This window comes from Bradyrhizobium sp. UFLA05-153 (genome assembly GCF_054185185.1).
This window is the reverse complement of the sequence record NZ_JBBIAM010000002.1, coordinates 101,415-124,240: the sequence shown is the minus strand read 5'-3', so window position 1 is coordinate 124,240 and position 22,826 is coordinate 101,415. Positions and strand designations below refer to the sequence as shown.

The following is a 22,826-nucleotide window of genomic DNA, read 5'->3' as shown; positions in this document are numbered from 1 at the left end:
ACGAGTTTTGCGCTGCTGCCGGTGGCGAAAACGGGCATCCATCAAAGACAAATATCGCCGCTTGAGGTGAGATGTCTCAGCGCCTCATGCAAGCAAAAGGGGTAATCAATGGTACTCAACGTGGTGACGATCAGTGGCAGCCTGCGCAAGGGCTCGTACAATACCGCGCTGATGCGGGCGCTTCCCAAGCTTGCGCCTTCAAATCTTCATCTGTCCAATGCGCCGCCATATGACGGTATGCCCCTGTACAATGCGGATGTTCAGGCCGCCGGCTTTCCAGGTGAAGTGACGACCTTCGCCGATGCCATCAGGAAAGCCGATGGCATCATCATCGTCTCGCCCGAATACAACTGGACTATTCCCGGAGGCCTGAAGAACGCGCTGGATTGGGTGTCGCGCCTGGAAAACCAGCCCTTCAGGGAGAAGCCAGTCGCCATTCAGTCCGCCACCGGCGGCCCCCTGGGCGGGGCGCGGATGCAATATCATCTGCGAATGGCGCTTACCTATCTCAACGCCTTCGTGTTTGGGACACCGGAAGTATTCGTCGGACTAGCCCAGACCAAATTTGATCCGCATACGCTGGAATTGAAGGACGACCCGACCAGGAAGGTAGTCGCCGATCAGCTCGCGGCCTTCGCGAAATTCGCTGCTCGCTTCAAGGGGTGAGCGCTTCAACACTATCCCTTACTTGTCGGCACGTTCCGACCATTAGTCCAGGATCGCGGCCGCTGATTGTCGGCAGGCGATCGACACGCTCGTGCCAGTATTTGCCGACCTCGAGTTCTGGCAGCTCGATCGGAAGCCTGGCCAACTGCATTTCACAAGCTGGCGATCCAGCACTGAGACAACGAGCCTATAATTTATATTAGCGCATGCCTCGTCGCGTCCGCATTGACTGTCGTCAAGATCGTATCGACCGGGTCAGCTAGTCATCACCGGCCGAGTTCTTCGACCAGCTGCGATGGGCCGGTCGTGAGTTGATTGCTACGTAAAATTACGACATGGCGCATCCTGCGTACGGGGTCGATATTGCATGAGTGCGTACGCTGCGCGGATTAATCCTGCGTCTGCTCGCAGCACACATAGCAAAAGGAGGGCGGCTCGCGCCGACGAAACCAATGTTCCTGGCTCCATCTGATACACTCAGAAAGTTCGCAACAATCAAGAGACCCGCATGCCCGAAGTGCGGACGCGCCATGGCCGCGGGCAGGGCCGCACCAGGCGCGATCGGTTATCAAGAACTCACCTTTGCTTGCTCGACGTGTGGCCAGTCCAAGACACTTTCCATCCCCATCGACCCACTCAGGAGTGATGCGGTAGGTTGGCTTGCAAGCGAGCTCAGGCCGCCGAAATAGTCAGATGTTTTCTTCCATGCAGTGGCGGAAGTGGCAGTTCATGGCTGAACCACGGCCGCTTAACTGCGAAGAACCCGAGAAGTCCGAGGACGACATTCAGCGCGAACTGCTTGGTCCGCGCGGCGTGTCCGGCGCTCCGGATCCGACCAGGGTGACTCCACAGGTCGAAAAGAACACGCCAAAGCACATTGATTTAGGCACACTGCATAGATTGGCGATGGCCGCTTACTTTGCGTCGGCTCAGGTCGAGCTATGTACATCCCGCACCATGATCTGCCTGACGTTCTCGGGGGCATTCGCGGTGATCGACTTCGCTATGTCAGCCTTCGTGACCCTGTTACTGGTCGTCGACCCCGTCGGATTGGTGCCGGCGTTTCTCGTGGCAGCAGAGGGCTCTGCGGCCGAGACAGGGCCCGAATTGCCGTCCGGTCTGATCGCCGCGGCGATCCTGGTAGGTCTTGCATTATGCGGGAACTGGCTGTTGCGTCAGCTTGGAATCAGCATTCCAGCTTTTCAGATCGCGGGCGGACTTCTTTTGTTCGCCGTCTCCTACCGGATGGTCTTCGGCGATCGGCCGCACCGCGAGGCGCGCGAAACCGATAAGACGATGGCCGAGCATGTTTCGGATATCGCCATCTTTCCGTTGGCTATCCCGCTAATGGCCGGACCGGTCGCAATCATCACCACGCTATTGTTGTCCAGCGCCGCAGGCACGACATCGAGACTGGTTGTTGTCATACTGATCATTCTGCTCGTGTACCTGATCTGCGTGATTTGCTTCGCCCTGGCCGTGCCGATCGCGAAATCACTGCGCAACACTGGAAATGCCGTGCTTTCCCGGCTGCTCGGGATATTGCTCGCGGCTTTCTCGGTTCAGTTGGTATTGGATGGGGTCGCATCCGTTCGCGCGAGCGCCTGAATGGATCGGCGGCCGCTGTGACGAGACGACCATCAACGACCGTATCGGCATGCCATGCGAGGTTGGCTGCGATCTGAGGCCGACCCGCTGTACCTCAGCCCACTTCCACAGAATCCCCCTGGTCCGGCTGACTTCGCCGCACCGGCAGATATTCGACGCCGCCACTGTTCTGCATGCGGACGGGTTGCGGATACAATTTCATGAGTTCGAAAACGCTGTTGGGCATGTCGGTGTTCACGGGAAGGCCTAGCCGCTTCGAGGTCGACGCCCAGATCGGATAGTCATGCGTCCACGTACCAGATGCGAGCTGTTCCGCCAGCTTGGCGGCTTGTTCAGCGGGCAGCCGCCGCTCCAGCAGTTCACTCGCCGACTGTTTGATCTGCGCAATTGCCTTGCGGCCGACGTCGGCCATTATCAACGTTTGATCCTCAATCTTGGCGACCGGCTTCTCCTCGACGACCTTAATCAGCGAGACCGCCGGCGACTGTCCGAGCTGCGGATCGATCGGACCGAGCACGGCATGGCTGCTCATCACGATCTCGTCGGCCGCCAGCGCGATCAGCGTACCGCCGGACATGGCGTAGTGCGGCACGAAGACCGTGACTTTCGCCTTGTGCTCGCGGAGCGCCCTGGCGATCTGCAGCGCTGCCAACACGAGGCCTCCCGGCGTGTGCAGCACGAGGTCGAGCGGCACATTTTCGTCTGTCATCTGAATGGCGCGCAGAACCTCCTCCGAATCGTTGATGTCGATGTAGCGGGCGATCGGGAAGCCCAATAGCCGCATGGTTTCCTGCCGGTGCACCAGCAGGATCACCCGCGATTTTCGCTGAGCCTCCAGTTGCGAGATCTTGCGCACGCGCATCGCCTCGAGCATGCGCTGGCGCAACAGCGGCTGGATCGCCGAGAACACGAAGAAGATCCAGAAGAGATCACCGATCGACATGGAAGCCTCCACGAATAGCACCTCACATCCGCCCTTCAGGATCGAAGCCGAGCACGCCTTCGTCCCGATAGTAGGCCCGGTAGCGCCGTTCGGACTGGACCATGAGGGGGACAAGTGCGAAGCCTGCCACAAACCCGCCGACATGGGCCCACCACGCGACGTCCGCGCTCGTGGGCGTTACCGCCAGGTCCAGGATTCCCTGCAAGATCTGCATGAGGAACCAGAACCCGACATAGAAGAAGGCATAGACCTCGAAGAACAGCGGGATGAACAGGATCGGGACCACCACGACCACCCGCGCGAGGGGAAACAGGCGCATGTAGCTCCCGAGGACACCGGCGATCGCTCCCGAGGCGCCCAATGCCGGTACGATCGAGACCGGGTTGAAGAAGATATGCGCGACAGAAGCCGCAACGCCGCAGGCAAGATAGAACGCCAAATAGCGGCTATGGCCCAGCCGATCTTCGATGGTCGGACCGAACAGCCATAGCGTCCACATGTTCAGGATGAGGTGCAGCCACCCGCCGTGCAGGAACATCATGGTGAAGAGCGGCAGGACGTCGTCGATGACCGGGTCGATCTCATCGGACGCAAGAATCCCGGAATAACGCGCAGGGACAAGCGCGAATTGATACAGCAGCTGCTGAAGCTCGTACTGGCTCAGGCTGCTCTCGAACAGGAACATGATACAGTTGGTGGCGATCAGCACCCACGTGATCATCGGGGGGTAACGGGTCGGGACAGTATTCCTGATCGGGAACATCTGCGCCTCTTCGTATCCGTGCCGCGATGCCGGATAGACACTGCGGCCAGATGCCTGGGCGAACCATGACAGTCGTCAATTTTCGGGCGGGAGGGCGAAGCGCAGCCGCCTACTGCGGGCGGTCGGTCCGCCGGGCAGGTCTCGCTATCCCCCCGTTACGGCGAGAACGGCTTCCTTGATCTTGGCCAGCCCGAAATGCCCGATCATCTCCAAATCGACATGGGGTAGATTTGGCATTTCGTTTGAGATGACGGTTGCGTCAACAAGCGCCGGACCATCGATCGAGAGAGCTTCGACTACCGCTGCCATCAATTCCGACGGGTGTCTGGCCATGTATCCGCGGCCACCGCACGCTCGGGCTAATGCCGCGAAATCCGGGTTTGGAAAGTCGATGGCCTCGCGAAATGGCACCAGTCCGACGCTTTCGGCCTCCAGCGTGATCAGTCCGAGCGACGAATTGTTGTAGATGATGACCTTGACCGGCAGGTTGTGATGCACTGCTGTCAGGAATTCGCCCATCAGCATGTTGAAGCCGCCATCGCCGGTCAGCGCGATCACCTGACGCGAGCGATCCAGCGCCTGTATGCCATTGGCTTGGCCGAGCGCCGTTCCCACCGCCGCATTGTTGAAGGATCCGATGATCCGCTGCGTCCCGGTTTGTCGGATCCAGTTAGCAGACCACAGTGTGTTTAGGCCGGTATCCAGGACGAATATCGCGTCGGAATGGGCGAGATCGCTAACCGCACGGGCTACCGTCTGTGGATGGATCTGATCGACGCTCCGCTTGATATCAGCTTGCTGGTTGAGCATCGCGTCCCATGTCCTGCGCTCGTCGGTGACCTCGTCCCAGAATTCGGTATCGGTCTTCGGCCCAATCCGGCCGAGTAACTGTTTCAGCGTCGGCCGGGCCGATCCAGCAACGCCGAGCGCGGTCGGAACGCGCCGTCCCAGCACCTGCGGTCGTTCATCGATCTGAATCACCGTGCTCTTGGTCGGGAGGAAGTTGGAATAGGGATAGTCGGTGCCGATCATTAGCAGCAGGTCGCAACGCATCACGGCGTTGTAGACGGCCCTCGTCCCGATCATGCCGAGACCGCCCATCCAGCGGGGATCGTCGTAGGGCAGGAGGTCTTTACCCTTGACTGTATGGATCAGCGGAGCCTTGAGCCGGTCCGAGAGAGCGCACAACAGGTCAACGGAGCCGCGGCATCCGGCGCCGCACATCATCACAATCTTGTCCGCCTGATCAATCCGCCGGGCTAGTTCGGCGATCCTTGCCTCGCTGGCGGTGACTTCGGACCGCGGCTTCAAGGTTAGGATGCTGGGAACGCTGCCTTGCGCTTTCGCTGCGATCACATCCTGCGGAAGCGTCAGATGTGCGACGCCGGGGCCGGCATAGGCGGCCGCTATCGCCTGATGGATGACCGCCGGTGCCTGCGCTGCGGTCGAGATGGTCTCGGTGTAGAGTGACACGTCGCGAAACAAGAGATCGGGTTCGGTGGTCTGGATGTAATCGGTGCCATGTAGCTTGCGCGGCATGTCGCCAGACAAGGCCAGCACTGGCGCATGATCGCGGGCCGCTTCATAGAGACCGGCAACCAGATGATTGCTGCCAGGTCCAGTGGTGCCGGCACACACTGCGAGCGTGCCGGTGATCTTGGCCTGGCCGGCGGCGGCTTGCGCCGCGCCTTCCTCGTGGCGGACGCCAACCCACTCGATCTTGCTGCGTCGGACCACATCGGCAAGCGGATTGAGCGAGTCGCCGATCAATCCGAAGATGTGCCGGACGCCGATCCGTTCGAGGGCACTTACCAGAATGCCGGCAACTGTCTGTGACATGGCCCGCTCCCAACTCTCGCCATCGGAGTGCGTTCAATGCGGCAGGCTGGCGCCGCTGCCGGCTATAGACCTTGACTGGCTTCAACCCGTCAACGATGCGACGAAGTTGTGATAATTGCTGGCCCGGCCCCTTGTTCCAAAGGCGCTTGTCGCCGCAATGCGCGAGCAGTCGCCGCATGCGGTCGGGCGCGTCCAGTCGGGATCGGACGACGAGCGGTTACCTCCCCGCTTATGCGGGCGGGTTGTCCCACCATAAATTAGTGAGAGCGGCCACCTTTCTCAGCACGTTGTGGAATAGTGCCAACAGCAGAGGTGGAACGTCGAAGTTCAGCGTTCGTTGAGCGCACTCTTGATCCTCAGGATCAATTCGTCTTCGGTGTAGGGCTTATGCAGTATTAGCGTTTCGCCGAAACCCTCGATAACTTCGCGATTGCCGTAGCCGGTAACGAGAATGACCGGCAACGCGGGACGTGTAGTCCTGATTGTTTTCGCGAGCTCGATCCCGCTCATTGTCGGCATGGCATAGTCTGCAAGAATGAGGTCAATCTCTGAATGGCTATCGAGCAATTGAAGTGCGTCTTCTCCGCTTGGGGCAGGAACGACCGAATATCCTAAGGAGTCGAGCAATCGGAGAGTTGTCTTGAGCACCGCCGCGTCGTCATCCACGACGAGGATAGTTGCCGTCGTATCGATTCCTGGCTTGACGATCGGCATCTGGTCGTGATCGACCCGGGTTACTTCGGCGCGGGGCAGGAACACCTTTACCGAGGTACCCTTGCCGACGCGTGTCTCGATTCCGACACCTCCGCCCGATTGCTTCACGAAACCGACCAATTGGGCGAGGCCGAGGCCGGAGTTCCTCCCAGGTTGCTTGGTAGTGAAAAAAGGCTCGAAAACGTGGGGAAGGACATCGTCCGGAATACCTGATCCCGTATCGCTGACGATCAAGCCAACGTATTGTCCCGGACTAGGTCCATCCGCACCGCGCACGGGACCGTCGACGACCGCATTGCGCGTTTCAAGCGTGAGCGTACCACCCGAAGGCATGGCGTCCCTGGCGTTTAGGACGAGATTTAGGATGACCAGTTCTACCTGGGTTGCATCGACCTGGGCGGACCAAAGATCCGGAGCCAGCACGGTCCGCAGCTGTACCGTGCCCTCCAATGTGGCGCTGAGGAGACGGCTCATTCCGGCAATCTTGCTGTTGAGATCAACCTCCTGAGGTTCGAGTCGCTGCTTGCGCGAGAACGCAAGGAGTTGCCCGACAAGCTTCACCCCGCGTTCGGCAGCGGTGCGGATCAGCTCGATCCCTTCCTGATCGCCGGTCTCTCGCAAACTGTGGGACAACAGACGAGCGTTAGTGAGCACGACGCTAAGCAGATTGTTGAAGTCGTGTGCCACGCCCGACGTGATCTGCCCGATTGCGTCACGCCGCAGCAATTGCTGAACTTCAGCTTCGGCTATCTCCCGCTGCTCAATTTGGGCGCGCAATTTCCGGTTGGCTTCCGCTAGTTCATGAGTTCGAGCTTCGACGCGACCCTCAAGCGCCTCTTCGATGAGTTTGCGGTCGGTGATGTCCATCGCCACCGCGTAAAATGAAACCGGCACGTTGTTCTTGAAATTTGTTCGCCCACGCGTCGCGACCCAGCGCTGCACGCCGTCGGTTTTTCCGATAACGCGGTACTCGATATCGTAAACCCCGTTCCCCCTTGGGTCGGCGCATTCCTGGATCGCGGCCTCGACGCGGACGAGATCATCCGGATGTACGCCGGCCCGCCACACCTCGTAGTCGATCGGCGCGCCAGCAGGCAGACCCCACATTGCTCTGATCCTGTCATCGCATTGCAATTCGTTGGTTTGTGGGTTCCACGCGTAACGGCCGAGCTTCACAAGATCAACGGCGGCTTGCAGGCGCGACTCGCCCTCGCGCAAGCACTGCAGCAGCTTCGTCCTCTCGATGAAGTCCGCAGCCTGCCTTGCCAGCACATCGAGCCGCTGCATGACTTTGCCGCTCGGTCGTCGCGACGTAGAGAAGTGTACGCTCAACATGCCGACAAAGCAGCCAGTGCGGGCGAGCAGTGGCACGCTGGTGATCGCCAGCACGCCGGCTGCTCGTAGTACTCCGAGCGACGGTGTGTCGTTGAAGATATCGCTGTCATTTACGTCCTCGACAACCACAGCCTCATGTCGGTCAAGCGCAGCGCCACATGTCGCGCCACGACCGCCGCCACGCACTTCTCGAAAGAACTCAAGGAAGGGCCGCCCGAATGCGCGGTGTGCCGCGATTTCCAGCGCGTCCTTTTCATTGTTGAAAAGTTGAAGGGTTCCGCGATCCGCTTGGGCAAGCGACATCGCTGCATCGAGCGTCATCTCAAGAAGGGGCTGCAAGTCGAGCGATTGTAGGCTTCGCGTGCTGATCTCTTGCAGCGTCGTTAGAGCAGCGATGTCATCGCGCGCCTGCTCGGTAGCCTGAAGACGACGGTGAGATAGCGAAAGATGCGAGCGCACCCTCGTGGTCAACTCGCGGGCGGAAAATGGCTTTACCAGGTAGTCGTCGGCGCCCAAATCCAAGCCCTCGATGCGCGCTTCTTCTCCGGCCCGCGCGGACAGAAGAATGATTGGAATTTCGGCAAGGTTGGGATCAGCGCGCAGCGCCGACAAGAGCCCGATCCCGTCGAGACGCGGCATCATGGTGTCCGTCAGAACGAGGTCGGGCGGGCTTCGCCGCGCCGCGTTGAGGGCCTCCAGTCCATCGGTTGCCGTTTCCACCTCCCACCATCTCGCCAGCAGGCGCCCGAGATGCTCGCGCATGTCCGCATTATCATCGACCACTAGCACGCGCGCGCGTCGGCCGCCCGGTTCACCCGGGCCGGGCTCGCCTATGATTGCGTCGGAATTGTCGGAAGGCTGGGCGGACGGAAGCCAGCGCATCGCCTCCTCAACAAACACGCCGGCCGCGACCGCCGTCGAGGCCGGGGAGGATTGAGCCTGAATACGATTGGCAGGCAGGTGATCACGACCGAACGGGAGTCTTATCGAGAATGTCGTGCCACGTCCAACTTGGCTTTCGACGCGAATCTCGCCGCCATGAAGCCGCACCAGCTCTTGCACGAGGGCAAGACCAATTCCGGTGCCTTCATGAGTGCGGCCGCGTCGGCCCTCGATGCGGTGAAAGCGCTCAAATATCCTACGCAGGTCCTGTTCGGGAATGCCGACGCCTGTGTCAGCCACGCGTAACACGGCGTTGGAGCTTTCCGCCTCGATCGTGACCGCGATGCGCCCTTCCAACGTGAATTTGAACGCATTGGAGATGACGTTGAGGACGATCTTCTCCCACATCTCGCGGTCGACATAGACCGGCTGCCCCAGCGGCTGGCATTCTATGCCGAGCGCCAGTCCTGCTCGCTCACATGCGGACCGAAAGTTGGATGCCAGCTCCGCCGTCAAGTCAGAGAGCTCGACGGGCTGGTAGTTTGCCTGCATGCGCCCGGCTTCCACGCGCGAGAAGTCAAGTAGTGTATTGACCAATCGAAGGAGACGGAGGGAATTGCGATGAGCAACGTCCAACTGAGCGCGGTGCTCAGGCGAAAGCGCAGTATCAGGCTCCGCCAAAAGTTCTTCAATCGGACCCATCATGAGTGTTAGTGGCGTGCGAAACTCGTGACTGACATTGGAAAAGAACGCTGCCTTGGCGCGGTCGATTTCTGCCAGCGCCTCAGCACGCTTTCGTTCCACTTCGAACGCACGCGCATCCGCAATGCTCGTTGCGATGTGACCGGCGACAAGATCGAAAAAGCTGCGGTAGTCGGCATCCATAATGCGTCGCGGGCTTGCACCGACGATCAGGAAGCCTGCAGGTCGCGTCTGGGGCGGTGCGGCCAGCGGGAGGATGATGGCTGTCTCGACGGGTTCCGACCACTGCCCCGCGCGCAAGATACCGATAGTGCCAGGAAGATCAAATAATTCGCAAGGCCGGCCAGTCTCAGCGACGCGGCTCAGCGGCCAGGGCCCGTCTGTGGAACTGCCACCAATGACCGAAATGGTCTCGGGGAATATCGGCCAACCGCCGTCCAATCCAGTGCCAGCAAGACGACGCGCGTGCGTTCCCTCTTCTTCGAGCACATAGATCGCAGCAAATGGAATATCGAGAGGATTGCCTCGCAGAACATCGACCGCATCAACACAGGCGATCTCAGCAGTTCGCTGTCGCGACGAATGGGCGGCGAGATCGCGTAGCGTCGCTAGCCGCCTCTCTCCAATCACCTTTGCGGTAGTCTCGGTGCAGGCGCAAAAGACACCTTCGACCATGATCCCGTCCGGTGCCAGGATCGGGCTGTAGCCGAAGGTGACGTAGACCTCCTCTCGTGGCAGCTGGCGGGCGAAAAACATCTGCTGGTCTTCGACCGAGGTAGCCCGTCCAGCCGCGACCTCCTCGTGCATCGGGCCGATCGACGTCCAGATCTCTCCCCAGACCTCAAGTCCGGGAGCGCCGAGCGCCGCCGGATGTTTCGTCACTCCGAGGAACGGAATGTACGTGTCGTTGTAGAAAATTCTTAATTCGGGCCCAATCCAGAGCACGATGGGGAAGCGCGAGTTGAGACATATGCTGACCGCCGCTTGAACGCTTTGTGACCAAGTCTCGGGCGGCCCGAGCGGCGTCGCTGTCCAATCCTTAGCGCGCATCCGCGCGCCCATCTCGCCGCCGCCGGCGAGCCATGCCGGGCTTGTGGAAACACTGCCAACCATCGACGTCGGGCCCGTTTCAGCGTTGGGCAGACCTCATAGAACAAGTATGGCTTACCGGTCGTCCAGAGCAAGATGCCCGCAAGGGTCATTACGATAAGTTTGCCGCCAACTACCTCGCATTCGTCCAGCTTGCATCTATCACACTAGGGCTGCGCGCTAATTATTCCAAGCCCTAGTCATTTTGCCCCTGTGGCGTTGCGCGGAGTTGACGACCATCAAGGCGGTCGAAATCGGTTCGACGTTACCATAATGCTTACTTGTGGAATGCTTACTTGTGGAAAGAGGACTCGTGAGCCGGGTTCACACGCGAATTGGTCGAGGCTGCTGTGATCAACCGCTTCATTGTATTTAGCGGGACAGCCAATCCGGCGTTGGCCCATTTGATTGCGCGCGAGCTGGGTAGTCAGCCCGGCAACTGCGTCCTGAAACGATATCCGGGCGGCGAAGTTTCCGTGCAGATACGTGAGTCTGTGCGGCGCAAGGAGGTCTTCCTGGTACAACCGACGTCGCCGCCGGCCAACGATCATCTGATCGAATTGCTCGCCCTTGCAGATGCCTGTCGCCGCGCCGGGGCCGCACGCATTGCAGCAGTGGTGCCATTTTTCGGCTACGGCCGCTCAGACAAGCGGCATGGCCGGCGAGAGCCGATCATGGCGCGGATGGTCGCTGATCTTCTGGAAGCCGTTGGGGTCGATCAGGTCGTCACCGTCGATCCGCACACCCCGCAGATCGAAGGCTTTTTTCATGTGCCGGTGGAGAGTCTGACGGCTGTGCCGACGCTTTGCGGGGCATTGCGAGGCCGTCTGCCTGCAAGGATAGTTATCGTCGCGCCGGACGCGGGCCGTGTCGCGATGGCGAACCACTATGCGCGGTGCCTCGACGCGCCAGTTGTCGTGTTACACAAGCGTCGGATAGACGGCACTCAGACCGAAGTGACCCACATGGCCGGAGGGGTGTCCGGCAGGCTGTGCCTGATCGTTGACGATATGATCTCGACGGGAGGGACCGTCGCCGAGAGCATCCGGGCTCTTCTAGCGGCTGGCGCACAACCCGAATTCATCCTGGCGGCCACGCATGGACAGCTGGTTGCGAATGCGCGTGAGAAACTGAGCCATCCAGCCGTTCGCGAGGTATTGGTGACGGATTCGGTGGACGTGCACGAGGAGAACTGGCCTGAGCTGCGAATGGTCTCCATTGCGCCGCTGCTGGCCTCCGCCTTGGAGCGACTTGCGGCCGACGGCCCGCGCGGCGAGCTTCATTCGAAAAGCCTGCGCCGAATGGCTGCGCAGGCAAGGGAGGAGACATGATGCCAGGACTGTTTCTCGATCGTCGAGACGCGGGCAGACGGCTCGCCGAGAAAATTGCAGGCTACTCCCATCGCCCGGACGTGCTCGTGCTGGCGCTGCCGCGCGGCGGCGTGCCCGTCGCCTTTGAGGTAGCCCGCGCGCTCAACGCACCTCTGGACGTCTTTGTGGTTCGCAAGCTCGGCGTCCCCGGCTATGAGGAACTGGCGATGGGCGCGGTCGCGACAGGTGGCGTGCGCGTGCTCAACCACGAGATCGTCGAAGGCCTCGGCATTCCCGCGCCTATGATCGATGCGGTTGCGGCGCGCGAACGGCAGGCACTGGCACGGCGCGAGCGCCTTTACCGTGACGGCCGTCCGCAGCCCGACGTGCGGGGCCGCACGGTGATCCTGGTTGACGACGGGTTGGCTACGGGTGCCACCATGCACGCCGCGATCGAAGCGTTACGGCAACAGGAGCCTGCGCGCATTGTCGTTGCGGTTCCGACGGCATCGCCCGACACCTGCGAGGAAATGAAGAGAAGGGCCGACGAGGTCATTTGCGCAATCACGCCGGAGCCATTCCACGCGGTCGGTCGCTGGTATCGGGAGTTTACTCAGACGACGGACGAAGAGGTGCGCGAGCTGTTGGCAAGCCAAAACAGGTCCGACGGTCAAGCGGCACAATCTCCGGCACCAGATGATGTGGTAGTCAATGCCTTGCGCGAGACTGCGTATCCGTTGGTCGGATCCGTACGCGACTATGATCCGCTGATCGGGCGGATCGGTGAGGCGCGCTTTGCTCTGCTCGGTGAAGCGTCCCACGGTACCCATGAGTTCTACCGCGAGCGGGCCGAAATCACGAAGCGGCTCATCACCGAAAGGAAATTCACGGCGGTGGCGGTGGAGGCAGATTGGCCCGACGCTTATCGTCTCAATCGCTATGTGCGCGGCGCCGGCGACGACGTCGATGCGGTAGAGGCGCTAGCCGATTTTCGTCGTTTTCCGACCTGGATGTGGCGTAACGCGGTGGTGGTCGAGTTCATTGAGTGGCTTCGGGCGCACAATGATGGGCTTCCGCCGGGTGTCGAAAAGGTCGGTTTCTACGGGCTCGATCTCTACAGCCTGCACGCATCGATGAAAGCCGTGCTCCACTACCTGGAGAAGGTCGATCCCGGGGCGGCGATCCAGGCGCGCGAACGTTACGCCTGCTTCGATCATGTCGGCGAGGATACCCAGGCCTACGGCCTGATGACGCGCCTGAACCTTTCCAAATCGTGCGAGGAGGAGGTTGTCAACCAGTTGCTCGAGTTGCAGCGCCGGGCGGCCGACCGTATGCGCCGTGGCGGCGCCTTGGATGATCATCTCTTCTATGCCGAACAGAATGCCCGCCTGGTGAAGAACGCCGAGGCCTATTACCGCTCGGTGTTCCTCGAGGCAGTGTCATCGTGGAATTTGCGCGACCGACATATGGCTGAAACGCTCGACGCGCTGGTCGGCTACCTTGATCGAAAAGCCGGTTGCGCCAAAATTGCCGTCTGGGAGCACAATTCGCATCTCGGCGACGCTCGCGCGACGGAAATGGGTCGGCGCGGCGAACTGAATGTAGGCCAGCTCACACGTGAGAAATATGCCGACGACGCGGTTCTGATCGGCTTTACAACGAATCGAGGCACAGTAACGGCCGCTTCAGATTGGGGCGGTTCGGCCGAGCGCAAGCGCGTCCGGCCAGCGCTGGCCGGCAGCTACGAGGCGCTGTTCCATGCTTCGGGGCGCGACCGATTCCTGCTGATCATGGACGACAGTGGTGTAGTGGTGCGGCAATTGGGCGTGCCTCGGCTCGAGCGCGCGATCGGCGTGATCTACCGTCCCGAAACCGAGCGGCAGAGCCACTATTTCCAGGCGCGGCTACCGGACCAATTCGATGCAGTGGTGCATTTCGATGAGACCTGTGCGGTCAAGCCGCTCGAAATCACTGAAGCGTGGGAAGCCGGCGAACTTCCGGAAACATTCCCATTCGCGGTATGAGCGTCGTGCCATCGCAAGCGAAAAAGGAAGCATGCCATGAACAGTCTCGCAGCTCAAATGATTGAGGGGCAATTGGTCAGCGTCCCTGCTGGTTCCGTGACGCTTAACGGCAATCTGACCATCCCGGAGGACGCATGTGCGGCAGTGCTTTTCGCCCACGGGAGCGGCAGCAGCCGCCACAGCCCCCGCAACCGGTATGTGGCCCGTGTGCTCAACGACGCGAAACTGGCAACTCTGCTGATCGACCTGTTAACGGTGCACGAGGAGGTGGTCGATGCGCGCACGGCGCACTTGCGCTTCGACATCGACCTGCTCGCCGAAAGGCTCGTCGATATAACCGACTGGCTCATCCAGTTCCCCGATACCAAGAACTTTCCGATAGGCTATTTCGGCGCCAGCACCGGGGCCGCAGCCGCGCTGGCGGCCGCGGCGATCCGCCCCGATCCAGTAGGGGCAGTTGTTTCGCGCGGCGGCCGTCCAGACCTGGCCGGTGCGGCCTTGACGCGCGTTCGGGCTCCAACGCTATTGATCGTCGGAGAAGACGACAAGCAAGTCCTTGAGCTAAATCAGGCTGCACTCGCGCAACTCCGCTGCGAAAAGCAATTGGCGATCGTGACGCAAGCAACGCATTTGTTTGAAGAACCGGGAGCGTTGGATGAAGTGGCGCGCTTGGCGCGCGATTGGTTCAAGCGCAACCTCATCGTGGCGGCGTAAGCCACTGCGACCGGGTAGGCCGTCCCGACGTACTCCGTCGCAGGGGGATGGCGCTGACGGCCCTCAAGCCGAAGCTCCGAACAAGCGAACAGCGACGATGAACTAAAAATCGAAATCGATCGCCTAGGGCATGGATTTGATGCCCGTCGTGGTTGCGGCGCGGGCACGGTCGTAGACTTGAGAGCGTAACCGAAAACTCGCGGCAAAGCCCGGCTTGCCGCGTGGATGCTCATCTCGCAGGCGAAAGAACATGGATACGTCGCGATATATACAGCCTGAGCCCAAACTCGCGTCCATCCAGCGCCTCGCGAAGCATCGCATACGGTCTCGAGCGCATCGGTCGGGTCTCGCTACGGTTTCCATCGCTCGTTGGGCTTGCCACTGTCGTGCTGTTGGTAGTGGGAGCATTAGGGATAGCGCGTATCAAGGTCGATGATTCCCTGAGCCAGCTGTTCCGGTCCGAGACACCAGAGTTCAGGACGTTCGAAGAAGTGATGCGGCGCTTCCCGTCGAACGAATTCGACGTCCTCCTCGTGATCGAGGGCAAAGACCTGCTTGTGCACCATTCGGTCGAAAAGCTGCGCGATCCGGCCACCGACCTTCAACTGATTGAAGGCACGAGGGGCATTATCTCGTTGTTTTCGGCACGCGAGCCGCCAAAGGGCACCGAGTTGCCCGCGCCGCTGTTTCCGGATCAACTCCGCTTTGCTAACCGTCGCCGCTGCCAAAGTGGTCTCCGCCACATGCTATGCAACGGCCGTCGTCGTCGAGATCTGTTTGATCTTTCGTAATTGACGTCCGTCATTTTCAGACCCTTTGCCAAGACACTACACAAGACGGAAAGCCGAAACTCAGTTAACTTGGCGCTTCAATCTTTGGATAGGGTACTTACGTTATGACGACCGTGGACCGGCGCGATCTGCTTCGCTTTGCGATTGGCGGTGCGGGAGTCGCGGCCGGTTGCACTTGGTACGGGAGCCGGCGACCGCCAGGGCTGTTGAATGTCCCAAAGGCAGCGATCCAATCGCGCTCGGCGAGATCGTGAACACGACCTGCGGCTACGATCCAGCGACCGGCATGCAGGAGCCGAAGGCGACCCTTTGCCAGATCCGGGCGGAATGAAAGGACGAAAACGATGGTGCGCATGAAATTTCTTTGCGACGCGGATCGATGCATCGACTGCAACGCCTGCGTCACCGCATGCAAAAATGAGAACGAGGTGCCTTGGGGAATCAACCGCCGGCGGGTCGTCACCATCAACGATGGCAAGCCCGGCGAGCGCTCGGTGTCTATGGCCTGCATGCACTGCACCGATGCGCCTTGCGCGGCCGTCTGTCCGGTCAGCTGCATCTATCCGACCGAAGACGGCGTCGTGTTGCATTCGAAGGATCTGTGCATCGGCTGCGGTTATTGCTTCTATGCTTGCCCATTCGGCGCGCCGCAATATCCGCAGATCGGCAATTTCGGCTCGCGCGGCAAGATGGATAAATGCACCTACTGCGCCGGCGGCGGCGGACCGGAAGCGCCCGGCAGTGCCGAGGAGTTCGCAAAATACGGATCGAACCGGTTCGGCGAGGGCAAGCTGCCGATGTGCGCCGAGATGTGCTCGACCAAGTCGTTGCTGGCAGGCGACGGCGAAGTCATTGCTCAGATTTACAAGGAACGAGTATTCAAGCGGGGTTACGGCTCTGGCTCATGGGGTTGGATGACTGCTTATGGTGAGGGAGTTCGAGTTTGAACCGCAGCGCGGAGTGGCGATAAAGAGTTAGGTGGAAATGCGGAGAGGTTGATCATCATGGCGTTTCCCGTGCGTATTCGCCTTGTTGTCGTCGCGGTGGCGCTCCTTTCGATTGCCGCGGCGGTTCCGGCCCAAGCGCAAAAACGCGGCCCGGATGGCGCCCCTAACCCAACAGCCAGCGTCATCGATGAGCAAACGCTTCTGAAGCAGGCCCCCCGTGTCGAAGGGCGGGTAGATATTCCCGATCCCAAGGCCGGTGTTCTGATCGAACCGGCTGGACGAACGTGGCAGTATGTCCATGAGGTGCTGCTGCATCGGGCCAGCGCGGTCATAATCCTCGGCACCATCGTGATCCTCGGATTGGCGTACTTGATTGTGGGACAGATCCGGATTGCCGAGGGGCGCTCGGGAAAGACGATCCTCCGCTTCAAGGCGTTTGAGAGATTTGCACATTGGCTGACGGCGGTGTCGTTCGTCGTTCTTGCCCTGACCGGCCTTAACATCACGTTTGGCAAGGTTTTGCTGTTGCCGGTGATCGGCCCGGACGCGTTCACGCTCGTCTCTCAGGCGGCAAAATACGTGCACGACTTCACAGGCTTCTCGTTTGCGATCGGCCTCGTCCTCATTGTCGTGATCTTCTTCAGGGACAACCTTTTCGAAAAAATTGACCTCGACTGGATCAAGCAGGGAGGTGGTTTCATCAAGAACAAACATGCCCCGGCCGGACGCTTTAACTTTGGCGAGAAGCTTGTCTATTGGCTTTCGGTGGCGGCTGGCGCTGCGGTCTCCGTATCAGGGTTCCTGATGCTGTTTCCATTTTATGGTTTGAGCATCGCTGGGATGCAACTCGCGCAGATCGTTCATGCTGTCGTGGCCGTTCTGCTCATCGCCTTAATCCTGGCTCACATCTATATCGGTACGATCGGAATGGAGGGTGCATTCGAGGCCATGGGTACCGGCGAGGTCGATCTCAACTGGGCTAAAGAACACCACGATCATTGGATCGCTCAACAACTCGCAAACGAAGACCGGTTGAGACAGCCTTCGGCGACTGCGGCGGAATGAGCGTTGGCCGGACAGCGCGCTTCAATCCCAGCCGGCGCGCTGCATCTGGCGCATCGTTGCCCTGCATAAAGAGAAATTTCCGGCGGTCCGAAAGGAGACGCTTCATTGAGATCAACAGCTCTTGCGGTGATTCCGGTTGCCGTCCTGGTTGAACGGCGCAAGGCGAAAAGCGTCTGGGCCGACTTTCTGTGGGGGCCGGTTTCGGTGCTGCCCGGAACACCAACGGCCGCTCCTTGGACACCACTCGACACGCGAGAGGACACGACCTTGTTTTTTGTAGGTCAAGCCGTGATCGAACTGCACCGAACCGAAACTGCGAACTATCGCGACAATCTCGCGTCGGGAACACCGGCATTATGGACAGCCTTGCGTCCAGTTGCCTCGGAGCGAGGGCCGCATGAAATCCTCGCCGTAACGGCCGATCCAGCCGAGGGAGAGGCGTTCGCCAATGCCGGTACCAACCTTGTCGAAGCCGCGCCAATGCCGCCCGACGTCGTGGAAATTGTCGCTCAGTTCATCGCCGAGCATCATGTTGATCGGCCTTTCGCCAAGCGCCAACGTGATCAGCAGACGTCCTCGTATCGGAAAGTAAGACGAGAGCGCGAACAATAGCGGAACCGGATAGTGTCATCTAGCGTTCGATGTAACCGGAAACAGGAGAAATAGAATGCGCGCGTTCATCGTCGCATGCTTTGTCGCCGGCATTGTTGCTGCGGGGGCGGCTGCTGTTCTCGACAATTGTGTGCAGGAATCCTCTGCGGCAGCACTGACGGAACCGGGCGTGAGAATTTAGCGCGGGTTCTTCGGCCCCTTGGAGGCCCCGGTCCAAGTGCGCATGATCCCTAACTGCGTGCAAGGAGAAGTCCCATTTCAACCGAGTTCGAACTGAAACTCGCCGCACCGCCGGAGAAGTTGGAAGAGGTGAAGCGCGTGCTCCTCGGGATGCCCACCGCAAAATCGGAGGCCCGGTCGACGCTAGTCAGTACGTACTACGACACACCTACGCTTGCGCTCCATCGCGAGCGGTTATCGCTTCGGGTGCGCAAGCAGGGCTCGGAGTTCGTCCAGACCGTCAAGGTCGAAGGTCCAGCTCGGTTGGATATTGTGGAGAGGGGCGAGTGGGAAGACCATATCCGGGGCAAATGGCCGGTTCTCGATGCGCCGAAGACTGGCAGGTGGCTGCGCGATTTGGTCCGCGATGAAGAGTGGCGTCCCGTCTTCACGACGACAGTCACGCGAACAACGATCGAAATTGGTCGGGACCCGCGGATCGAGGCGGCATTGACGAGGGAGAGATCCGCACTTGCAACTGCGGCGCAGGCACGCCGATCAGCGAAATTGAACTCGAGCTCAAGGAGGGCGATCCGCCGGTGATCTTCGATGTAGCGTTGCAACTGCTCGAAATTGAGCCAATCCGCATCGAGCCGTGCAGCAAGGCCGAGCGAGGCTATCGACTGGTTGGGGCCGACAGGTTGATGCCGCAGGCGGTGCGTGTGGGACCCATCTCGCTCGATCCTGACATGAGCGTCGAGGCCGCGCTGCAACACATCGGGCGACGCTGCCTTACCCACGTTCTTAGCAACGAACAGGCCGTTCTCGCGGGTGATCCAGAAGGCATCAACCAGATGCGGGTCGCCGTTCGCCGTCTTCGCTCCGCGCTTTTGGCGTTGAAGCGGCTCCTACTGGAGAAGCATTACCATTGGGCCTCGGAGGAATTGAGATGGCTCGCTCACTCCCTCGCTCCGGTGCGCAATTTGGACAGTTTTGCCGCCTCCCTGGTCGGCGCGGTCACCCATGCATTCCCTGTCAGCTCTGACTTCGACCATCTCATCGACGCCACGGAGCGCCAGCGGGAGGCAGCGCTTGAGCATGTTAAGCAGGCGATCATGTTCGAAAGATACGCTGCGTCGATGTTGCGGCTGTTGCGATGGTTTGCGGCCAGTGGGTGGCGTGATCAGGAGATATCAGAACATGCGGTCGTTCTTTTAGCACCTAGCGTCGATGTTGCTCCCGACCTGATCGATCGGCATCACCGCAAGGCTTGCAAACGTAGCAAGAAGTGCGAAGAGTTGACGGCAGCTCAGCGGCACAGGCTGCGTATTGCGCTGAAGCATTTGCACTACATCGTTGAATTTCTGGGAAGCCTGTTTAGCAAGCCCAGAATTCGAACGTTCGTCAGGTGCTTGAAGTCTTTGCAGGACGATCTCGGCTATACAAATGACGTCCGCGTCGCCCACGATCTCGTTGATCAGATCGGCGACGCAACAAATCAGGATGTTCGCGCGATCAATCTTGCGGGAGGGATCGTGCTAGGTTGGCACGAGCGGGTTCTTGCGGAACGCTATCCGGGAATCAGAAAGCGTAGTCGTCGCTTTAGACGATTGGAGCCCTTCTGGGTGAGGCAAAACGATGGTGTCTAGCGACTTCTTGCGAGGTCCGAGTGGTACTGACGCCGGGGCTTTCGCTTGCGCTCCGGTTGGTAGGTGAGAGCCCATGTTTGGCCGCGATTTATTCGATCGACTACCCACTGACGCCAAGGCCCGGCTTCGAAGGCGCGCACAGCCAAAATGGATTGCGCCCATGCTGGCGACGCTCACGAATGACGTCTTCTCGCGACAGGGATGGATGTTTGAGCCTAAATGGGACGGGGAGCGCTGCCTCGCTTTTCGCCGCGGTCGCGATCTGGATCTCTTTTCGCGGAATCGAATTCGACTAAATGCAAAATATCCCGAAGTGGTCCAGGCGATGCATCAGCAGGAAGTCTCTTACTTTATTGCGGATGGCGAGATTGTCGCGTTCGACGGCCTGATCACCAGCTTCGCAAAGCTGCAAGCTCGCATGCAGGTGGAACGTCCGCCGACTGAACTGATTCGCAAGGTGCCGGTATGGTTCTATCTTTTCGACCTGCTCTACCTGGATTGTTACGACATCCGGCGGGTTCCGCTCCGGTACAGAAAGCAGGTACTTCGCAAGGTCTTTGGCTTCCATGACGCCTTGCGGTTCACGGAACATCGCACGACTGAAGGCGAGGACTACTACCGACAGACATGCAAGAGAGGAGGGGAAGGTATCATCGCAAAGAACGCGGACAGTGTGTACGTGTCCAGGCGAACGCGCGATTGGCTCAAATTCAAGTGCAAGCGACAACAGGAGTTCGTCATTGGCGGTTACACCGATCCACGAGGGATCCGCAGCGGGTTCGGAGCATTGCTGCTGGGTTACTACCGCGGTGGAAAGCTCGTGTACGCCGGGAAGGTAGGGACGGGGTTCGCCGGCGATCTGCTGCGGTGTCTCGGCAAAAAGCTCGCTCGGCTGGAGAAGCCGATTTCTCCCTTTGCCGAGGATGGGTTGCCGCGGCGCGGCGTGCATTGGGTGAAGCCGAAGCTCGTCGCGCAGATCGGATTCACCGAGTGGACGGCAGGAGGTAAGCTAAGACACCCTCGGTTTCTCGGCCTGCGGGATGACAAGCGGCCGGCGGATGTCGTGCGTGAGGGCTGATGTGCGATAACGCGAATCGCCAATACCGCCGGCGGAACTCTAAATAAGTCTAACGGACAACAGGTGTCGCTCGCAGCATACCGAAGCAAAAGAGCCTTTACGGAAACGCCCGAACCGGTCGGGCGAGTGCGGCGAAGCGGTCTTACGCGCGTCTTTGTGGTTCAAAAACACGATGCGAGCCGGCTTCACTATGATTTCCGGCTCGCCGTAAATGGGGTCTTGGCATCCTGGGCAGTACCAAAAGGCCCGTCAATGAACCCTGCGGACAAGCGCCTGGCCGTAAGGACGGAAGACCATCCGCTCGAATATGCGAAGTTCGAAGGCGTGATCCCGCCCGGCCAATACGGAGCAGGGATCGTGATGGTCTGGGACTTGGGAAAGTATGAGCCACTGGAAAATCAGCCGCCAGAGGAGCAACTGGCTCGCGGCAAAGTCCAAATTGTGCTGCAGGGAGAAAAACTGCGCGGCGGTTTCACGTTGATCCAAACCAAAAATCGATCCATGAATTCTGGCCGAAGAGACTATTGGTTGCTCGTCAAAAGTCGCGACGAGTACGCTGATCCGTCGTGGGACATCGAGAGCGCTCGATTCGATCGCTCTGTTGTTACCGGCCGCAGCATGAAGGAGATCAGGGAGAAAAAACCAGCAAAGCGTCGACCTGGCCGGCACCGTGTCTGAACGCAGCCGCGCATGCCGATCGGAGGAGCGGCACTGCCGCTGCGTCGATTTGTTAGCGTGGCGTGGGGCTGGCAATCTCATCCACAGAGTGTCTTCGCGACTTGGCCTCTGTCAATGCCGAGCGCAGGCGAACCGATAGGATTGGTCCAGTAACTGCAGTAAGTGCAAAAACGGACGCGCGGCACCAACCCTTAGGATCTTCGGAACCTGGAAGTCCCATGTGGCTGTGGGTGGCATTCATTCTGTTCGTATTCTTCTTGGTGGCATTGGATCTCGGGGTATTGAGACTCGCACAATAGCCTTCAAGCAGGCGCTGATATTGAGCGCGGGGTGGATCACCGTCGCTCTCGCTTTCAATGTCGTGATCTTTTTTCTCTATGAGAATCATTGGTTCGGGCTCGATCTTGCCAGACGGACGAACGGCCGCGGTTCTATTCTTTGCAGGCTTCCTGATCGAAAAATCGCTCGGCCTGGATAATCTCTTTTTCATCGCCTTGATTTTCTCGTACTTTCGCATTCCGATCGCGTCTCAGCATCGCGTACTATATTGGGGAATCTTGGGTGCAGTGATCATGCGCGCCGAGATGATCCTTGCCGGCACCGCGTTAATCGAGCGTGTCGACTGGATTCTCTACATTTTCGGCGCGTTCTTGATTGTCAGCGGTGTCAGGATGGGGCTGGTCGGACACCCCCCGGATATTGAAAAGAATCCGATCATTAGATGGATAAGGCGTTTCTTTCCTGTGTTTCCGAAATTCGCGGGTGAACGATTTGTCGTGAGGCGAAGAGGGCAGCTGGCCCTTACGCCACTTGCGTTGGCATTGATCATGATCGAGGCGTCTGATCTGATCTTTGCTCTGGATACCATCCCGGCGATTTTTTCCATCACGCGCGAGTCGTTCCTGGTGTTCACGAGCAATATCATGGCGTTGCTTGGCTTGCGCTCGCACTACTTCGCGCTGGCCGGAGCCGTCGACCAGTTTCGTTATCTGAGAACTTCGCTTGGGCTTCTCTTGGTGCTGGTCGGGATCAAGCTACTGCTGAAAGACGTTCTCGTTGAAGGGCCGACCAGCATGTTTTTTACGCTCGGCGCTGTAGCGATCTTTTTGGCAAGCGGGATCATCGCATCGTTACTCTTTGGGAGGCGTGCGCCAAATTGCACTTAGGAAATCGAGCGCGGCGGGCGCGTCAGACGGGGCTGTGGCGTTGCCCAAACGTTGCGGGCTGGACCTGTGCCTGGTCTAGCTTGCAATGGCGC

At 59.6% G+C, this 22,826-nt stretch carries 18 protein-coding genes and 1 pseudogene; 15 read left to right on the top strand and 4 right to left on the bottom strand.

Features of this window, described 5'->3' with window-relative positions; translation table 11 throughout:
• Window positions 1–108 precede the first annotated feature (108 nt).
• Window positions 109–666, top strand: coding sequence for an NADPH-dependent FMN reductase (locus Q2941_RS01880; RefSeq protein ID WP_458191427.1), 558 nt, complete (start codon window positions 109–111; stop codon window positions 664–666).
• A gap of 990 nt (window positions 667–1,656) precedes the next feature.
• Entirely contained in the window at window positions 1,657–2,274 is a 618-nt protein-coding gene (locus tag Q2941_RS01875) for a MarC family protein (protein WP_458191568.1), read from the top strand.
• 94 nt (window positions 2,275–2,368) lie between these two features.
• Here Q2941_RS01875 and Q2941_RS01870 read toward each other — a convergent pair whose 3' ends face one another.
• The 4 genes from Q2941_RS01870 to Q2941_RS01855 all read right to left on the bottom strand — a co-directional run bounded on the left by Q2941_RS01870 (window position 2,369) and on the right by Q2941_RS01855 (window position 10,565).
• The gene (locus Q2941_RS01870) at window positions 2,369–3,217 is read right to left on the bottom strand and encodes an SDH family Clp fold serine proteinase (protein WP_458191426.1); all 849 of its coding nucleotides are present in this window, start codon (window positions 3,215–3,217) and stop codon (window positions 2,369–2,371) included.
• A 22-nt stretch (window positions 3,218–3,239) separates the two neighbouring features.
• Entirely contained in the window at window positions 3,240–3,926 is a 687-nt protein-coding gene (locus Q2941_RS01865) for a rhomboid family intramembrane serine protease (protein ID WP_458191425.1), read from the bottom strand.
• Window positions 3,927–4,124: 198 nt separating this feature from the next.
• A complete protein-coding gene (locus Q2941_RS01860; protein ID WP_458191424.1) occupies window positions 4,125–5,819 on the bottom strand; it encodes a thiamine pyrophosphate-dependent enzyme in 1,695 nt (564 codons plus the stop codon).
• A 327-nt stretch (window positions 5,820–6,146) separates the two neighbouring features.
• Window positions 6,147–10,565: a response regulator gene (locus Q2941_RS01855; RefSeq protein WP_458191423.1), complete on the bottom strand. Its 4,419-nt coding sequence runs from the start codon at window positions 10,563–10,565 to the stop codon at window positions 6,147–6,149.
• Between the two features lie 326 nt (window positions 10,566–10,891).
• On the opposite strand from Q2941_RS01855, the gene Q2941_RS01850 reads away from it, so the two are divergent.
• From Q2941_RS01850 to Q2941_RS01790, 13 genes and pseudogenes are all read left to right on the top strand, one after another.
• The gene (locus Q2941_RS01850) at window positions 10,892–11,872 is read left to right on the top strand and encodes a ribose-phosphate diphosphokinase (RefSeq protein ID WP_458191422.1); all 981 of its coding nucleotides are present in this window, start codon (window positions 10,892–10,894) and stop codon (window positions 11,870–11,872) included.
• Window positions 11,869–13,875, top strand: coding sequence for an erythromycin esterase family protein (locus tag Q2941_RS01845; RefSeq protein ID WP_458191421.1), 2,007 nt, complete (start codon window positions 11,869–11,871; stop codon window positions 13,873–13,875). Before Q2941_RS01850 ends, Q2941_RS01845 begins: the two co-directional genes overlap by 4 nt.
• Before the next feature lie 36 nt (window positions 13,876–13,911).
• Window positions 13,912–14,589, top strand: a complete 678-nt coding sequence (locus tag Q2941_RS01840) for a dienelactone hydrolase family protein (protein WP_458191420.1) — start codon at window positions 13,912–13,914, stop codon at window positions 14,587–14,589.
• Window positions 14,590–14,810: 221 nt separating this feature from the next.
• Window positions 14,811–15,380 (top strand): hypothetical protein, encoded by a 570-nt coding sequence (locus Q2941_RS01835; protein WP_458191419.1) that lies wholly within the window; start codon window positions 14,811–14,813, stop codon window positions 15,378–15,380.
• A 344-nt stretch (window positions 15,381–15,724) separates the two neighbouring features.
• Complete coding sequence (gene fdh3B / locus Q2941_RS01830; RefSeq protein ID WP_458191418.1) at window positions 15,725–16,327, top strand: formate dehydrogenase FDH3 subunit beta; 603 nt, start codon at window positions 15,725–15,727, stop codon at window positions 16,325–16,327.
• Window positions 16,328–16,384: 57 nt separating this feature from the next.
• Window positions 16,385–17,392 carry a formate dehydrogenase subunit gamma gene (locus tag Q2941_RS01825; protein WP_458191417.1) on the top strand — a complete coding sequence of 336 codons (1,008 nt, stop codon included), beginning with the start codon at window positions 16,385–16,387 and terminating at the stop codon, window positions 17,390–17,392.
• Between the two features lie 105 nt (window positions 17,393–17,497).
• The gene (locus Q2941_RS01820) at window positions 17,498–18,004 is read left to right on the top strand and encodes a DUF3305 domain-containing protein (protein ID WP_458191416.1); all 507 of its coding nucleotides are present in this window, start codon (window positions 17,498–17,500) and stop codon (window positions 18,002–18,004) included.
• Window positions 18,005–18,059: 55 nt separating this feature from the next.
• Entirely contained in the window at window positions 18,060–18,185 is a 126-nt protein-coding gene (locus tag Q2941_RS01815; protein ID WP_458191415.1) for a hypothetical protein, read from the top strand.
• 128 nt (window positions 18,186–18,313) lie between these two features.
• A pseudogene (locus tag Q2941_RS01810) lies at window positions 18,314–18,589 on the top strand (CYTH domain-containing protein); the annotation flags it as partial.
• 8 nt (window positions 18,590–18,597) lie between these two features.
• Window positions 18,598–19,812, top strand: coding sequence for a CYTH and CHAD domain-containing protein (locus tag Q2941_RS01805; RefSeq protein WP_458191414.1), 1,215 nt, complete (start codon window positions 18,598–18,600; stop codon window positions 19,810–19,812).
• 160 nt (window positions 19,813–19,972) lie between these two features.
• A complete protein-coding gene (gene ligD / locus Q2941_RS01800; RefSeq protein ID WP_458191413.1) occupies window positions 19,973–20,890 on the top strand; it encodes a non-homologous end-joining DNA ligase in 918 nt (305 codons plus the stop codon).
• Between the two features lie 63 nt (window positions 20,891–20,953).
• Window positions 20,954–21,568 (top strand): DNA polymerase ligase N-terminal domain-containing protein, encoded by a 615-nt coding sequence (locus Q2941_RS01795; protein WP_458191412.1) that lies wholly within the window; start codon window positions 20,954–20,956, stop codon window positions 21,566–21,568.
• A gap of 377 nt (window positions 21,569–21,945) precedes the next feature.
• On the top strand, window positions 21,946–22,734 hold the full coding sequence (locus tag Q2941_RS01790; RefSeq protein WP_458191411.1) for a TerC/Alx family metal homeostasis membrane protein: 789 nt from the start codon (window positions 21,946–21,948) through the stop codon (window positions 22,732–22,734).
• The last annotated feature ends 92 nt before the right edge of the window (window positions 22,735–22,826 follow it).